General features: G+C 75.1%; 4 protein-coding genes and 3 pseudogenes. All 7 read right to left on the reverse strand.

Annotated elements, in window-relative coordinates; translation table 11 throughout:
• Positions 1 to 98: 98 nt before the first annotated feature.
• Positions 99 to 1196, reverse strand: coding sequence for an alpha/beta hydrolase (locus IF01_RS0138960; protein ID WP_030398386.1), 1098 nt, complete (start codon positions 1194 to 1196; stop codon positions 99 to 101).
• Positions 1193 to 3589, reverse strand: a complete 2397-nt coding sequence (locus tag IF01_RS0138965) for a thioester reductase domain-containing protein (RefSeq protein ID WP_030398387.1) — start codon at positions 3587 to 3589, stop codon at positions 1193 to 1195. Before IF01_RS0138965 ends, IF01_RS0138960 begins: the two co-directional genes overlap by 4 nt.
• A complete protein-coding gene (locus tag IF01_RS44735) occupies positions 3582 to 8738 on the reverse strand; it encodes an HAD-IIIC family phosphatase (protein WP_445972090.1) in 5157 nt (1718 codons plus the stop codon). Before IF01_RS44735 ends, IF01_RS0138965 begins: the two co-directional genes overlap by 8 nt.
• A pseudogene (locus IF01_RS46445) lies at positions 8712 to 11586 on the reverse strand (type I polyketide synthase); the annotation flags it as partial. The pseudogene IF01_RS46445 and the gene IF01_RS44735, both read right to left, overlap by 27 nt.
• 28 nt (positions 11587 to 11614) lie before the next feature.
• A complete protein-coding gene (locus IF01_RS50655) occupies positions 11615 to 12757 on the reverse strand; it encodes a KR domain-containing protein (protein ID WP_341845527.1) in 1143 nt (380 codons plus the stop codon).
• A 28-nt stretch (positions 12758 to 12785) separates the two neighbouring features.
• Positions 12786 to 13184 (reverse strand): annotated as a pseudogene (locus IF01_RS51675) (SpnB-like Rossmann fold domain-containing protein); the annotation flags it as partial.
• 3 nt (positions 13185 to 13187) lie between these two features.
• Positions 13188 to 16798: pseudogene (locus IF01_RS43100) on the reverse strand (type I polyketide synthase); the annotation flags it as partial.

The following is a 16798-nucleotide window of genomic DNA, read 5'->3' on the forward strand; positions in this document are numbered from 1 at the left end:
GCCGTTCCACGCCGGCAGGCATCGGGGCCGGCGTGGAACGGCGGTTCGGGGGACCGGGGCGGTGGCGCCTCCGCGACGGGACGCCACCGCCCCGGTGGTCAGCGGCCGGCCTTGACGGTCCGGCACTCGTCGAGGAAGTCCACGATCGGACCGAACACGTCCAGCGCGGCGTTGCGGCCGATGAACGTGTCCAGGTGGCCGTAGCCCGGCACCTCGACGTAGCGGACGTCCAACTGCGGGTACCGGGCGGTCAGGATCTCGTGGCAGATCTTGTTGGAGTCGAACCAGAAGCGGTTGTCGCTGCCGGACAGCAGCATCAGCGGCGCCTCGATCTTCCCCGCGTTGTCCAGCGCGTTCTTCGGCAGCGCGTCGTAGCGGCCGTCGTTGTCGTTGAACCGCAGCATGGTGTGGGCGAGTTCGACGCTGCGCAGGTGCGGCAGGATCCACATCGGCACGGTGCCGTACAGGTCGGCGAGCCGGTCGTGGGTCCGGGTGTCGAGGTTGTCGTGCTCGAACAGCGAACCGCCCACGCCCCAGGAGTCGTTGTGCAGGATCTGGCAGGTCGGGTCCTTGCACTCGGCGCCGATCGAGACCTCCGCGAAGATCAGCGAGTGCTTCGACCAGAGCCCGACCTTCTTGAAGTCGGTCGGGATGTTGACGAAGCGCGAGCGCAGCAGCTCGCCGCCGAAGTGCAGCCGGGCCCGGGTCTTCCAGGACAGCTTGGGCGTCAGGAACACGCCCTGCGCGACGATCCCGTCCAGTCCGGTGACCAGGCCGGCCGCCAGGCTCATCGACAGGCAGAGCGCGCCGATGCAGTGGGCGACGCAGAGCAGTTGGCGTCCGCCGATCCGCTCCCGGATCAGCGCCACGGCCTCCGGGATGTCGTACAGGGCCACGTCGTCGAAGCTGTACCGGACCCGGCCCTCGTTGTACGGCAGGCGGCAGCTGCCGCGCCAGTCCAGCAGCCAGGGCTCGTAGCCGGCGTCCAGCAGCACGTCGACCAGGTTGCGGGTCTCCGGCAGGGTGAACATGTCGGCCGAGGCGGTGAGGCCGTGCAGCACGAGCACGGCCGGACGCTCGCCGGCGCCGCCGTCGGGGACGACCCGGGTCAGGCCGAGCCGGGTGCCGTCGGACGCGGTGAAGGGGATGTCCTCGACCCGCTCGCCGAGGCGGTGGTGAAGGGGCCTCAGGGTCATCGGTTCTGCTCCCTCTGGATCATCAGCTTCCTGATCTTGCGTGCCAGCTTGTCCTTGTCCCGGTCGATCGCGTCCCGGCGCAGGTCCAGCAGCTCGGCGGCGGCCCGCAGCGACGGCTCGGCCAGGCCGGCGCCCATCTGCAGGAAGAACCACGACAGCCACGCCAGCTTGGCGAGCCGCTGCTCCTGCGAGGACAGCCTCGGGTCGACCTGGATCCCGTCGATCTGGTCCGGGAGGAAGCTGCTGCCCGGCACCTTCACCACACCGGCCAGCACGGCCGGTTCGCCCTCGCGGCCGATCGCGATGTCCAGGGTGCGGGTCTGCTTCCAGAGGTCGCGCCGGGCGCGCGCCGTCTTGAAGCCCTCCAGCCACCAGCGGTTGCCGTCCCGGTCCTCCAGGACCAGCCGGTACCGCAGCAGCGGGTGGTCGTTGCTGTGCAGGCGCGGGACGCCCTCGTCGGGGCGGACCTGGATCTCGCCCTCGACCACGGTCAGCGGCTCGGGGTGGATCCGCTCGCACACCACCTGGCCGCGGACGTCGATCCGGCGGTGCCGGACCACCTGGTACATGCTCGCGATGGACAGCGTGAACGCCAGCCGGCAGCTGCTGTCGCGCTCCTCGCCGACCGGGCCGACCTGGCCCTTCATCCGCTCGCGGAAGGACAGGTAGGGCGGGTCCTCGCGGCTGGGGAGGCGGGCCACGCCGTTCTCCGCCATCCGCTCGAAGGCCTTCAACTGGGCCTCGGATCCGTAGCGTTCGGCCGGTGGCAGCCGGTGCCGGGCGACGAACGCCTCGGTGCGCTCGGAGCCGGCCTCCGGGCCGAACATCAGCGCCTCGAACAGCTTGACGGCGGTCGGGCTGCTCAGGATGCGGACCAGGAAGTCGAGTTCGGGGACGGGGTCGGTCTCCTGGCGGCGCAGCAGGTCGTCCCGCCAGTCCTTCCAGCCGGCGATCCGGACGTTCATCCCGGCCAGCTTCATGTCCTTGACCAGCTCCGGCAGCGTCTCCGCCCGGCCGGTCAGGTTGTAGTTCTGGCCCCAGGCCTTCGGGTCGAAGACGATCGCGGCCGTGATCCGGCTGATCCAGTCCACCGGGGCCAGGTTGAGGAACTTGAACGCCGGCACCGTCCGGAACCGGGAGATCGCGCCGATCAGTCCGGTGCTGAGGTCGGCCGGGTTGTAGACGCCGGTGCGGGTGTGGCCGCCGATCGCGCCCGGCCGCAGGAAGGTCACGGTCAGGCCGTGCTCCCGGGCCCGCCGCAGCACGGCCTCGGCCGCCCACTTCGACTTGTCGTAGCCCGCGAACAGCCGGTCGATGTGCGCGACCGGGTCGTCCTCGCCCATCTTCTCGATGCCGACCTCGTTGAACACCGCGACCGAGGAGACGTGGTGCAGCGGCTTGGGCCGTCCGGTCATCGCCAGCTCCGCCAGCAGCAGCGGGCCGAGCACGTTGGTCTGCCGCAGCGAGGGGTAGCCGCGCAGGAAGTCGACGGCGGCCGCGACGTTGACGATCGAGTCGACGTCCCGGGCCAGCTCCTCCCAGCGCTCCTCGGACAGGCCCAGCCGCGGCTGCCGGATGTCGGCCGCGAGCACGGTCACCCGGCGGCGCACCTCGAAGGACCACGGCTGGTCGTAGCCGGCCAGGGCCTCGGCGAGGCGCTGCTCGGCGGCCGCGTCGTCGGCCGCGCGCACCAGGCAGACCACGTGGGCGTCGCCCGCGCGCAGCAGGTCCAGCAACAGGTGGCTGCCGAGGAAGCCGGTGGCGCCGGTGAGCAGGATGCGGCGCGGCTCGGCCGGCTCGGCCTGGCGGCTGAACGGCAGCCGGTCGGCCAGCGCCAGGTCGGCGAGGATCGTCGCGATGTCCTCGTGCGCCTGGGGGGCGGACGCGCGGTGGTCGTCGGCCGGCAGCAGGCCGGACCGGAGCGCCAGGGCGGTCCCGGTCGCCGCCGGGGCGGCGGCCTCGGCCCCGGTGACCGGCAGACCGGCCGCGGCGGCCCAGCGCTGCGCCAGCCGGCGCGGCCGGGCGTCCGCGAACAGGTCGTCCAGGCTGACCCGGACGTCCAGTTCACGGGCCATCAGGGCGACCAGCTCGACCGCGTCCACCGAGGAGAGGCCGGCGTCGAACAGGTCGGTCTCCACCCCGGTGGACGCGCCCGGCAGGAAGCGGGCGGCCTGCGCGGCGATGTCCGCCGCGACCTGGTCGACACCGCGTGCCCCCGCCGCTCGGGCCGCCGCCGGGGCCGCCGGGGCGGTCGCGGGCACGGCCGGCTTCCGGAGCCGGGCCAGCAGGTCGGACGCCTGGGCCCGGCCGGGCCGTCGCCGCTCGATCACCTCTTCCTCGGGACGGCGGTTGACACTGGGGTTGCGGCTGCTGCCGCCTCCCGCCTCAGGCATTGCTGACCTCCGCTGCGATATCGGTTCCGAGGTCCCAGGAGCGGAACGCCCGGAGTTGGTTCAACGCCACGACCGTCTCCAGCCGCGGTGCCTCGACCTCGCCGCCACCGAGGCGGGAGACCAGGCGCCGGGCCGGGATGTTGCGGGGCGTGTGGTCGGCGACGAGCCGCACGGCGTCCAGGCCGAGGGCCTCCGCCCGGTCGGCGAGCCACTGCAGCAGCCGGTCCTCGACCCCGCGGCCGAGCACCCGGCAGCTCATCATCCAGGCCACCAGTTCGAGCGCGTCCCCGTCCGGCCGGACCGCCAGGACGCCGATCTGCCCGTACTCGCCGAAGCGGTCGCGGGCGGTCGCCGTCCAGACCTCGCCGCCGTCCTGCCGCAGCCGGTCCAGCCCGGCCGCGTCCAGCGGCTGCGGCCGCAGGTTGAACTGGTTGGTGCGACGGCTGAGCTGGACGGTCCGCTCGGCGCTCTCGGCGGACACCGGCACGATGTCGAGTTCGAGCTTCAGGTTCTCCAGGAACTCGGCGAAGCCCAACTGGGCGCGGGCCTCGTCGCGCACCTGCTCCTGCTGGTAGAACGCAGCCCGGGCGGCGTCCTCGGCCGTCGCCGCGATCGGCGTCATCGGCCACAACCGGTGCACGAACCCGTCGAGTTCGGCCGCCGGCGGGCAGGTGAGGCAGAGCACCTCGGGCAGCTGGGCGCGCACCCCGGCGATCTCCACCGGGTTGTCGTCGAGGAACAGGAAGCTGTCCAGGCCCAGCCGCAGCTCCTCCGCGATCCGCGCGATCCGGGTCCACTTGGGCTCCCAGGCCGCCGAGATCGCGGCGAAGTGCTCGCGGCGCAGCAGGCTGTCCGGCCGGTCGAGGACGGCGTGCACCGTCGCCTCGTCGTTGTTGGAGACCAGGGCGAGCAGCACCCCGGCGGACCGCCACTGGAGCAGCCGCCGGGCCAGCAACTCGCGGGCCCCGGTCAGGTCGACGTTCTCCGGCCCGGCCTCGCCGGCGATGCCGCTCCACAGCGTCTCGTCGCCGTCGACCACGATCACCTTGGGCGCCCGGCGGCGCACCGTCCCGACCAGGTCGGCCAGTTGGAGCGCCACCACGGCCTGGAACTCCTCCTGGAACGGCAGGTGGGCGAGCTGGTCGGTGTGGTCGTCGAAGACCTCGTCCGGCGGGAAGTCCTCCAGCCAGAGGTCCGAGTCCAGCACCGCGACGCCCGGCCGGTCGGCCAGCCGCTCCGCGACCCGCCGCTCCCACCCGCGCAGCCGCTCGTCCGGCGACCGCTCCGGGAGGAAGGCCACCACCAGCGGCTTGCGGGTCCGCTCGGCGAGGGCGGCCAGCGCGGCCGGGTACTCCTCGGCCAGCTGGTCGAGCAACTGCTCGTCGCCCGGGGCGAAGCGGACCAGGTCACCCGGGCGCAGCAGCACCAGCCCGGCCACCGTGGCCGGCTCGGCGAGCACGCTGCCCGGGTCGTGCAGGCTCGCCAGCACCTGGTGGTAGGGCGCCTCGGCGACGGCGAGGGGGCCGCCCTCGGCGGCGCCGTCCTCCAGCGCCACCCCCAGCATCGCCGGGAGGTTGCCGAGGGCGAAGGTCGCGGCGACGGCGACCTGTCCGGCCGGAACGGGTTCGGTGCTCACGTCGGTGCTCTCCGGTATCGCGACGAGGGTGTCGGGGGACTCGGTGATGTCGGCGGCGAGGGCCAGCAGACCCCGGCCGAGCTCGGCGCAGCTCGCGTCGTCGAGGACGTCGGCGTTGTACTCCAGGCCGACCTTGCCCAGCCCCGGCATCACGGTGACCATCAGGTCCAGGTCGGACCAGCCGGTGCCGGCCGGCAGGATCCGCAGGCCCCCCGACGCGCCGGCCTGGGGCGGCATGTAGTTGAAGTAGACCTCGACCAGGGGCGCGTCCTTGCGGTACAGCCCCTCCTCGACCAGGGCGGACATCACGTCGAAGAAGGTGACGCCCTGCTCCAGCACCCGGGTCAGCCGGCCGTCGGTGCGCCGCAGCACCTCGGCGGCGGACTCGCCGGCCCCGACCTCGGCCGCGTACGGGATCGGCAGGCCGAAGTAGCCGACCGCGTCGAGGGCGCCCACGTGCAGCCGGGTGTCCACCGGCACGGCCAGCACGAAGCGGTCGCGCTCCCGCAGCCGGGCGAGGTGCACGGTCAGCGCGCCGAGCCAGAACGCGGCGGGCGTGATGCCCAGCCCCGTCGCGGCGGCGGCCACCCGCTCCTGGAGCTCGGCCGGCAGCTCCACCAGGTGGGTGGCGGACCGGTAGGACCGCTGTGCCGGGCGGGGGTGGGCCAGTTCGAGGTCCAGCCGCCGCGCGCCGGTGAAGTCGGCGCGCCAGTCGGACGAGGGGTTGCGGTCCCCGTCCGGGCGCGCCGCCTGGGCGCGCAGCAGCAGGTCGATGTCCCGGTTGGAGACGACGGCGGGCGCGGTGTCCGGGCCGGTGTCCCGGTCCGTGCCGAGGCCCGCGTCCAGCTCGTGCGCCACCACCATCAGCGACGCCAGGTCGGAGACCGCGTGGTGCGCGCCGAAGACCAGCACCTGCTCCCCGGAGGGGCGGGCGAGCAGTTCGAACCGCCACAGCGAGGCCGTCGCGAGGTCGAACGGCGACTCCATCAGCTCGCGCAGCCGGTCGTCGACGCTGGTGTCCTCGGCCACCGCCGACCAGCGCAGCAGCCCGTCGGGGACGCCGCGCCGCACCTCCAGCTGCTGCCCGTGCTCGGCGTCCGGCACGATCGCCGTCCGCAGCGCGGCGTGCCGTCCCGCCAGGGCGGCGACCGCTGCGGCGAGCCGCTCCGGCGTGGTCGGGGCGGACAACTGCACGGCCAGCCCGATGTGGTGGGTGACGCCCGGGGTGCCCTGCTGCTCCGCGCGGAGCAGCCGGACCACGTCCCGGGTGGCCGGGTGGCGGACGAGCTCCGGCGCCTCCCGGTCCGCCTCGCTCCCCTCGGCGCCGGCCGGCCCGGCCTCGCCGGCCCCGGCCATCAGCCGGTCGGCGATGCTCTCCACGCTGGCGCCGTTGAACATCGAGGCGACCGGCAGCGTCTGCCCGAAGTCCGACTCGACGAGGCCGCGGATCTGCATGGCCATCACCGAGTCCAGGCCCTGGCCGACCAGCGACGCGGCGACGTCCAGCTCCGCCGTGTCGAACCCCATGGTGCGGGCGAACCGGTAGCGCAGCCGGTCCACCGTCGCCTCCCGGGAGTCGAGCGCCGGACGCCCGGCGGATCCGGCCGACCCGGCGGCCCGCCGCGCCCCGGCCCGCCGGCGCGGCGGGAAGAGCCCGGCCAGCAGCGGCGGCAGCAGGTCCGGCCCGGTCGCGCGCAGCACCGGCTCGTTCAGGGCCACCGCGAGCAGCAGCCCGTCGCCCGGGTCGCCGGTCAGCGCGGCGTCCAGCAGACCGAGACCCTGCGCGGTGCCGAGCGCGGTGATCCCGCCGCGGTTGATCCGCTCCAGGTCCGCCTCGTCGAGGTGCCCGGTCATCCCGGTGGCCTCGGCCCACAGGCCCCAGGCCACCGACAGACCGGGCCGGCCGGTGCGGCGGCGCTGCTGCATCAGGGCGTCGAGGAAGGCGTTCGCGGCCGCGTAGCCGCCCTGCCCGGCGCCGCCCAGCACACCCGCGACCGAGGAGAAGGCCACGAACGCGGACAGCCGCGCCCCGGCGGTCAGCTCGTGCAGGTGCCAGACCGCGTCGACCTTCGGCCGCAGCACCGCGTCCAGGTCGTCCGCGCCGATCGAACCGAGCAGCCCGTCGCGCAGCACACCGGAGGAGTGCACGACGGCGGTCAGCGGGAACTCCTCCGGGATCTCCCGCAGCGCCGCCGCCAGCTGCTCCCGGTCGGCCACGTCGCAGGCCCGCACGGTGACCCGCGCCCCGGCGGCCGTGAGTTCCGCCCGCAGCTCCTCGGCACCCTCGGCGCCGGGGCCGCGCCGGGAGAGCAGCAGCAGGTGGCGGGCGCCCAGCGCGGCGGCGTGCCGGGCCACCTGCGCGCCCAGACCGCTCGTCCCGCCGGTGATCAGCACGGTGCCGGTGCCCAGCGCCGCCGCCGGGTCGCCGGCCGGCTCGGCCCTGCCGCGGCGTAGCTCCGGCGCGTACACCCGCCCGCCCCGCAGGGCGAGTTCGGGGCGGCCCGACCGCACGGCCGCGTGCACCGCCGCCTCGTCGACCGGTTCCGCGGCGTCCGCGTCGACGTCGACCAGGACGATCCGGCCCGGGTTCTCCGCCCGGGCCGCCCGGGCCAGACCCCACACCGGAGCGTGGTCCAGGTGGACGGCGGCGTCGTCCGGTTCGGCGCCGGTGGGCACCGCGCGGCGGGTCACCACGACCAGGCGCGCCCCGGCCGGCCTGTCCTGGGCCAGCCACTCGCGCAGCTGCTCCAGGGTCCGGTCCAGCACCGCCCGGGCCCGGGCGGGCCCGTCCGCCTCCGCCGGGCCGTCGCCGACCACCAGCAGCGTCGGCTCCTCACCGGCATCGGCATCGGCATCGGTGGCGGTGGCGGTGCCGTGGGTGTCGGGCGCGGTGTCCAGCGGGGACCAGGCGACGGACAGCAGCGCCGTGCTGCCGCCCTCCCCGGTGGCGAGCTCACCCGCCGTCACCCGACGGACCAGCAGCGAGTCGATCCGCACGAGCGGCGCCCCGGAGCGGTCGGCCAGCTCCACGGTGAAGGTGTCCGGACCGGCGGGCGTGATCCGCACCCGCGCCTCGCTCGCCCCCCGGCCGTACAGGGCGACCGACCCGAAGGAGAACGGCAGCGGCGCCGGGCCGTCCGCCGTGTCCACCGCCGCCGCCTGAAGGGCCGCGTCCAGCAGGGCGGGGTGCACGCCGAACGCGGCGGCCTCCTCCGCCTGCCGGCCCGGCAGGGTGACCTGCGCGAGGATCGCGTCCCCGGACCGCCAGACGTCGGACAGGCCCTGGAAGGCCGGGCCGTACTCCAGTCCGAGGGCGGCCATCGCGTCGTGGTGGGCGTCCACGTCCAGCCGCTGGGCCCCGGCGGGCGGCCACGCCGCCTCGGGCTTCGGGGTCTCCGAGGTCTCGGCGGCCTGGTCGGCCTCCTCGCCGGTCAGGAGGGCGCTCGCGTAATGGGTCCACTCCGGCGCACCGTCGGAGCGGCGCGGCCGGGCGTAGACGTCGACCGGCCGCACACCGCGCCCGTCCGCCGCGCCCACCTGCACCTGGAGGTCCACCTCGCCGTGCTCGGGGAGCGGCAGCGGCGCGTGCAGGGTCAGCTCGCGCACGGCCCGCAGGCCGATCTCCTCGCCCGCCCTGAGCACGAGTTCGACGAACGCGGTGCCGGGCAGGAGGACGGCCCCGAAGACACCGTGGTCCGCCAGCCAGGGGTGGCCGGTCCGGGAGATCCGCCCGGTCAGGACGAGGTCGTCGCCACCGGCCAGCGGCAGCGCGGCGCCGAGCAGCGGGTGCCGCACGGGGCCCAGCCCGGCCGTGCCGACATCGGTGGCCGTGGCGGCGGCGGGCTGCCAGAACCGCCGGTGCTGGAAGGCGTAGGTGGGGAGGTCGGTCAGTCGGCCCGCACCGGTCCAGGGCGTCCAGTCGACGTCCACGCCGACGGCGAACACCTCCGCCGCGCTCCGTAGCAGTTGCGCGGGCTCGTGCTCCTGGCGGCGCAGCGTGCCGACGGCCGTCACTCCGGCGATCCGGTGGTGGCCGGCGTTCTGGGCCACCGCACCGAGCAGCACCGGGTGGGGGCTGGTCTCGACGAAGACGCGGTGGCCGGTGGTGAGGAGAGTGGTGAGGGCGGTGTCGAAGCGGACGGTTTCGCGCAGGTTGGTGAACCAGTAGGCGGCGTCCATGGTGGCGGTGTCGATGGCTTCGCCGGTGACGGTGGAGTTCCTCGGGGGTGCCGGAGACGACGACCTGTTCGGGGCCGTTGACGACGGCGATCTGCAGACCGGCGGTGAGGTAGGGGGTGATCTGTTCCTGGGGGGCGAGGACGGAGAGCATGCCGCCGCGGCCGGAGAGGCGGACGATGGCGCGGCTGCGTAGGGCGACGATCCGTGCGGCGTCGTCCAGGGTGAGGGCGCCGGCGACGTGGGCGGCGGCGATCTCGCCCTGGGAGTGGCCGACGACGGCGGCGGGCTTGACGCCCAGGGAGCGCCAGAGTTCGGCCAGCGAGACCATGACGGCGAACAGCACGGGCTGGACGACGTCGACCCGGTCGAGGGCGTCCTTGTTGTCGTCGCGGACCACGTCGAGCAGCGACCAGCTGTCGGTGAACGGCTCCAGCGCGAACGCGCACTCGGTCATCTTCTCGGCGAACACCGGTGAGAACTCCAGGAGTTCACGTGCCATGCCGATCCACTGCGAACCCTGGCCCGGGAACACGAACACCGTTCCGGTCGGGGCGGTCCGGCCGGTGACGACACCCCCGGAGTCGCCGGTGGAGACGAACTCCTGCAGTCGCTCGGCGAGTTCGGCGGCGGTACGGCCGACCACGACGGCCCGGTGGTCGAAGAGGGCGCGGCCGGCGGTCAGGGTGAACGCGACGTCGCGCGCGTCGGGTCCCGTCCCGTCGGTGATCCGCTCCAGCAGATGCGCGGCCTGCTCGGTCAGCGCGGCCTCGCTCCGGGCCGACAGCACCCACGGCAGCGCACCGCCGCCCGGGTCCGCCGAACCCGCCGCGGTCCCGCCGGGTGCGGCGGCCGGCTCGGGGGCGGCCTCCAGGATGACGTGCGCGTTGGTGCCGCTGTAGCCGAACGAGGACACGGCGGAGCGGCGCGGCCGGTCCAGCTCGGGCCACGGCCGGTTCTCCTCCAGGAGCCTGACCTCCCCGGCGGTCCAGTCGACGAACCGGGTCGGCTCGTCCACGTGCAGGGTGCGGGGCATCACGCCGTGGCGCATCGCCTGGACCATCTTGATGACGCCCGCGACGCCGGCGGCGGCCTGGGTGTGGCCCAGGTTGGACTTCAACGAGCCGAGCCATAGCGGGTGTTCGGCGTCGCGGCCCTGGCCGTAGGTGGCCAGCAGGGCCTGCGCCTCGATCGGGTCGCCCAGCGTGGTGCCGGTGCCGTGGCCCTCGACGAGGTCCACCTCGGCCGGCGTCAGCCGAGCACCGGCCAGCGCGTCCTGGATCACCCGCTGCTGGGCGGGGCCGTTGGGCGCGGTCTGGCCGTTGCTCGCGCCGTCCTGGTTGACCGCCGAACCGCGCACCACCGCCAGCACCCGGTGCCCCAGCCGCTCGGCGTCGGCGAGGCGCTCCAGCACCAGCACGCCGACGCCCTCGCCCCAGCCGGTGCCGTCCGCGGCCGTCGCGTAGGACTTGCAGCGGCCGTCGGCGGCGAGCCCGCGCTGACGGGAGAACTCGACGAAGACGCCGGCGGTCGACAGCACCGTCACCCCGCCCGCCAGCGCCAGCGTGCACTCGCCCTCGCGCAGCGACTGCACCGCCTGGTGCAGGGCGACCAGCGAGGAGGAGCACGCCGTGTCCACCGTGACGGCCGGACCCTGGAGCCCCAGGTGGTAGGAGACCCGCCCGGACACCAGGCTGCCGACGCTGCCGCCGCCGGGGTCGTAGTCGTGGTGGAACGACCCGGCGAAGACACCGGTCCGGGTGCCCTTCAGGGTCTGCGGGTTGATCCCGGCGCTCTCCAGCGCCTGCCAGGACGCCTCCAGCATCAGCCGCTGCTGCGGATCGATGCCGTGCGCCTCGCGCGGGGTGATCCCGAAGAACGCCGGGTCGAAGTCGGCGGCGTCGTGCAGGAATCCACCGGAGCGGGTGTAGGTCCGCCCGCTCTTCCCCGGCTCCGGGTCGTACAGGGCGTCGACGTCCCAGCCGCGGTCGGCCGGGAACTCGCCGATCACGTCCTCGCCCTTGACCACGATGTCCCAGAGGTGGTCGGGGGAGGACACGCCGCCGGGCAGCCGGCAGCTCATGCCGACGATCGCCACCGGCTCGTGCCGCCGGCTCTCGGCCGCCTGCAACCGGCCCCGAGTGGCGTGCAGCTCCTCGGAGACCGCCTTGAGGTACTTCAGCAGTTCTTCTTCGGTGGGCATGGGCTCACTCTCAGATCAGGTCGGTGGGGGCTTCGTCGCCGGACACGGAGATGCCGAGGCTGTTGGTCACGAAGTCGAGGACTTCGGCGGCGCTGGCCGAGGCGAGGCCGGCCGGATCCTCGACCGCGGTCCCGGACGGGCCGCCGCTCCACGGCTCCGACAGGTCGCGCAGGGTCTCGGTCAGGGTGGTGCGCTGGGCGCCGGTGAGGTCCAGCGCGGCGAGGTGCGTGCGGATCCTGGCCAGGTCGGCCAGCACCCGTTCGTAGTCCGGCTCCCCGGCGTCCGCGGCTTCGGCGGGCGGCGGGGCGAGGCGGTCGAGCAGATGGTCCGCCAGTTCGCGCGGGCTGGGGTGGTCGAACACCGCCGTCACGCCCAGCTTCAGGCCGGTCCGGTCGTTGATCCGGTTGCGCAGTTCGACGGCGGTCAGCGAGTCGAAGCCGAGATCGCGGAAGGCACCCTCGGGGGAGACACCGTGGGCGTCCCCGTAACCGAGGACATGTGCCACGTCCGCCAGGACCAGACCGAGCACCAGCTCGTGCCGCTGCTCGGGCGAGAGCCCGCGCAGCCGGTCCGCGAGGGTCTCCTCGGCGACGGCGGCGGCTCCCGCCGCGGCCGCCCGGCGACGGGGCGCCGGTACCAGGTCCCGCAGCAGCGGTGGCGCGCTGTCCGCGTCCAGCGCCGCCGGGTCGACGGCGACCGGGACGACCACCGGCCGGGTGCCGAGCAGGGCCCGGTCGAACGCCGCCAGCCCCTCCTCGGTCGAGGTCGGCCGCAGACCCGTCCGGGCGATCCGGCCCAGGTCGGTCGCCGCCAGGCCCTCCGTCATCCCGCTCGCCTCCGCCCAGAGGCCCCAGGCGAGGGAGGTGGCGGGGAGTCCGGCGGCGTGCCGCTGCTGTGCCAGGGCGTCGAGGTAGGCGTTGGCGGCGGCGTAGTTGGCCTGTCCTGCGGAGCCGAGGACGCCGGCGGCGGAGGAGAAGAGGACGAAGGCGGCGGTGTGGACGACGGCGGTCAGCGGGAACTCCTCCGGGATCTCCCGCAGCACCGCCGCCAGCTGTTCCCGGTCGGCGACGTCGCAGGCCCGTACGGTGATGTGCGCCCCGGTGTCCAGGAGGTCCTGGGGTGCGGCGGTGCCGCTGCGGCTGAGCAGCAGCAGGTGGGGCGGAACGGCTCAGCCGGGGCACCAGTACCTGCCGGCCGCGGACGGCCACCTGGGGCTCGCCCGAGTCGACGGCCAGCGCGAACGCCTCCTCCGACCAGGTGTCGACGTCGATCAGCAGGATCCGGTCGGGGTTCTCGGCCTGGGCCGAGCGCAGCAGGCCCCAGACGGCGGCGGTGACCGGGTCGGGCCGCTCCGCCATCGTCCCCTGGGTGACCACGGCGAGCCGGCCGTCGACCGACCCGGACACGGTCAGGAACTTCTGCGTCTGCACCAGGACCTCGGTCAGCCTGGCCCGCAGGTCGCCGCCGGGGGCGACCATGGCGACGGTGACGTCGGCCGGCGCGGAGCCCGGCCGCCCGGCCGGGACGGCCCGCCAGCGCAGGTGCAGCCCGCCGTCCCGGTCCGGGGCGGTCGCGGACATCCGGCGCAGCGTCAGGGCGTCCACGGTGATCACCGGCCGGCCGGTGGTGTCGACGGCGGTGAGCGCGACGGTGTCGTCACCGGCGGCGGCGAGCCGCACCCGGACCGCCGTCGCCCCGGAGGCCTCCAGCGAGACCCCGGCCCAGGAGAACGGCAGCAGCGGCCGCCCGGCGCCGGCGGCGCCCGCGGTGCTCTCCGTCCCGCCGAGCGACGGGACGCCGAGCGTCACGGCGTGCAGGGCCGCGTCGAGCAGGGCCGGGTGGATCCCGAACCCGTCCGGCCGGGAAGGGAGTTCGACCTCCGCGTAGAGGGCGTCGGAGGTCGTCCAGGCGGCCCGCAGGCCCTGGAACACCGGGCCGTAGCCGTAGCCGCGCCCCGCGAGCTCCTCGTACAGCCCCTCGACCGGGACCGGCCGGGCGTCGGCCGGCGGCCAGGGCCACGCCCCGGCGGGCTGTGCGGGCGCGGAGGACAGCACACCGGTCGCGTGCCGGACCGAGGGCTCGGTGGCCGAGGCCGGCGAGGCCGAGGAGTGCACGGTGACGGACCGGCGGCCCGCCTCGTCCGCGGCGCCGACCGCGACCTGGAGGTACACGGCGGCCTCCGTCGGCAGGACCAGCGGCGCCTCCAGGGTCAGTTCCTCCACCAGCCGGCAGCCCACCGCGTCGGCGGCGTGCAGCGCGAGGTCGAGGAAGGCCGTGCCGGGCAGCAGCACCGTCCCGTCGACCGCGTGGTCGGCGAGCCAGGGGTGCGAGCCGGGCAGCACCCGGCCGGTGAGCACGGCCTGGCCGTCCGGCAGGTGGACGGCGGCGCCGAGCAGCGGGTGCCGGGTGGCGTGCAGGCCGGCGGCCTGGAGGCCGGCCGTCGAGCCGACCGCGTCCTGCCAGTAGCGCTGCCCCGCGAAGACGTGTCCGGGCAGCTCGACCAGACGGCCGCCGGGCACGGTCCGCTCCCACGGCACCGGCACGCCCGCCACGAACTGCCGGGCCAGCGCCTGGGTGAGCGCGAGCGGCTCCGGCCGGCCGGCGGTGAGCGCGGCCACCGCGACGAATCCGTCCCGGCCGAGCTCCTCGTCGAGGGTGGCGTGCACCATCGGCGTCACCACGGCCTCGGGCCCGACCTCCAGGAAGGCGGTGATGCCGTGTCCGGCCAGGCAGCGCACCCCGTCGGCGAAGCGCACCGCCCCGCGGACGTGGTCCACCCAGTACTGCGGCGTGCCGAACCGCTCGGCGTCGATCAGGCCGCCGGTGACGTTCGACACCACCGGGATCAGCGGCGCCCGGAAGGTCAGGCCCGCCAGCACCTCGGCGAACCCGTCGAGCATCGCGTCCATCCGGTGCGAGTGGAAGGCGTGCGACACCGACAGCCGCCGTACCCGGTGCCCGGCGGCCCGGAAGTGCTCGGCGACCGCGACGGCCGCCTCCTCGTCGCCCGAGACCACCACGGCCAGCGGCCCGTTGACGGCGGCGATCCCGACCGCGTCGGCCAGACCGGCCCCGGCGATGTGCGCCTCGGCCTCCTGCTCCGAGGCCTCGATCGCGACCATCGCCCCGCCCGTCGGCAGGGCCTGCATCAGCCGGCCGCGGGCGGCCACCAGGGCGCAGGCGTCGGGCAGCGTGAGCACGCCCGCCGCGTACGCCGCGGTGATCTCGCCCAGCGAGTGGCCCATGACGTAGTCGGGCGTCACCCCGCGCTCCTCCAGCAGCGCGAGCAGCGCCACCTCCAGCGCGAACAGGCCGGTCTGGGTGTACATGCTCTGGTTCAGCAGCGCCGCCACCGGGGTGCCGGCCTCGGCGAACACCACGTCGCGCAGCGGGTGTTCGGCGTAGCCGTGGAGCTGCTCGTCCACCGCCCGGCAGACGGCGTCGAACGCCTCGGCGAACACCGGGTACCGCTCGTACAGCTCCCGGCCCATCCCGGCCCGCTGCGAGCCCTGGCCGGAGAACACCATCGCCAGGCCGCCGGCGCCGGCGGCACCCGTGCGGCCGGAGACGACGGCGGGGCTCTCCTCGCCGCGGGCGAGGGCGGCCAGCGCGCCGGTCAGTTCCTCGCGCCCGGTGCCCAGGAGCACGGCGCGGTGGTCCAGCACCGCCCGGCCCACGGCCAGGGTGTGCGCGACGTCGCGCGGGTCGGGGCCGGAGCCGTCGGTCCCGTCGGTGAGCCGCTCCAGCAGGCGGCCGGCCTGCCGGCGCAGCGCGTCCGGGGACTTCGCCGACAGTGCCCAGGCGACCGCCGGGGCGGCCTCGGGCCCCTCCTGGGCCGGCGTGCCCGCCGGCTCCTCGGGGGCGGCTTCCAGGATGACGTGGGCGTTGGTGCCGCTGATGCCGAAGGAGGAGACGGCGGAGCGGCGCGGGCGGTCGAGTTCGGGCCAGTCGCGCTGCTCGGTGAGCAGGCTGACGGCGCCGGACTCCCAGTCCACGTGGTGGGAGGGGGTGTCGGCGTGCAGGGTGCGCGGCATCACGCCGTGGCGCATCGCCTGGACCATCTTGATGATGCCCGCGACGCCGGCGGCGGCCTGGGTGTGGCCGAGGTTGGACTTCAACGAGCCGAGCCAGAGCGGGTGTTCGGCGTCGCGGCCCTGGCCGTAGGTGGCCAGCAGGGCCTGCGCCTCGATCGGGTCGCCGAGCGCGGTACCGGTGCCGTGCGCCTCCACGACGTCCACGTCCGCGCCGGTCAGCCGCGCACTGGCCAGCGCGTCCTGGATCACCCGCTGCTGGGCGGGCCCGTTGGGCGCGGTGAGGCCGTTGCTGCCGCCGTCCTGGTTGACGGCGGAGCCCCGGACGACGGCCAGCACCTGGTGGCCGTTGCGTCGCGCGTCGGAGAGGCGTTCGACGACGAGCATGCCGACGCCCTCGGACCAGCCGGCGCCGTCGGCGTCGTCGGAGAAGGCCTTGCAGCGGCCGTCGGGGGACATGGCGCGCTGGCGGGCGAACTCCACGAAGGTGGTGGGCGTGGACATCACCGTCACGCCGCCCGCGACGGCGAGCGTGCATTCGCCGTTGCGCAGCGCCTGGGCGGCCAGGTGCAGGGCGACGAGCGAGGAGGAGCAGGCGGTGTCCACCGTCATCGCCGGGCCCTCCAGGCCCAGCAGGTAGGAGATCCGCCCGGACGCCACGCCATCAGGCCGGCGAAGACACCGGTGCGGCTGCCGCGCAGGGTGGCGGGGTCGATGCCGGCGCGCTCCAGGGCTTCCCAGGAGGTTTCCAGCAGCAGGCGCTGCTGCGGGTCCATCGCGGTGGCCTCGCGCGGGCTGATGCCGAAGAACTCCGGCTCGAACACGGCGGCGTCCTGGAGGAATCCGCCCTTGCGCGTGTACGTGCGGCCGACGGCGTCCGGGTCGGGGTCGTAGAGGTTGGCGAGGTCCCAGCCGCGGTCGGTGGGGAAGTCCGAGATGACGTCCGCGCCGTCCAGGGCGGCCCGCCAGAGGCCCTGGGGGGAGGTGATGTCGCCGGGGTAACGGCAGGCCATGCCGACGATGACGATGGGGTCGTGGTCGGTGGTGGGGGTGTGGGTGGTGGGGGTGTGGGTGGTGGTGGTGCCTTGGATGTGTTGGTCGAGGTGGTGGGCGAGGGTGGTGAGGGTGGGGTAGTCGAAGACGAGGGTGGAGGGGAGGCGGAG

It is taken from the genome of Kitasatospora purpeofusca (assembly GCF_000718025.1).
Classification (GTDB): domain Bacteria; phylum Actinomycetota; class Actinomycetes; order Streptomycetales; family Streptomycetaceae; genus Kitasatospora; species Kitasatospora purpeofusca.

What these genes read in the sequence shown, in the direction of transcription:
- IF01_RS0138960 (WP_030398386.1), bottom strand. Translation starts at nt 1,196, where the DNA reads ATGACCCTGAGGCCCCTTCACCACCGCCTCGGCGAGCGGGTCGAGGAC.
- IF01_RS0138965 (WP_030398387.1), bottom strand. Translation starts at nt 3,589, where the DNA reads ATGCCTGAGGCGGGAGGCGGCAGCAGCCGCAACCCCAGTGTCAACCGC.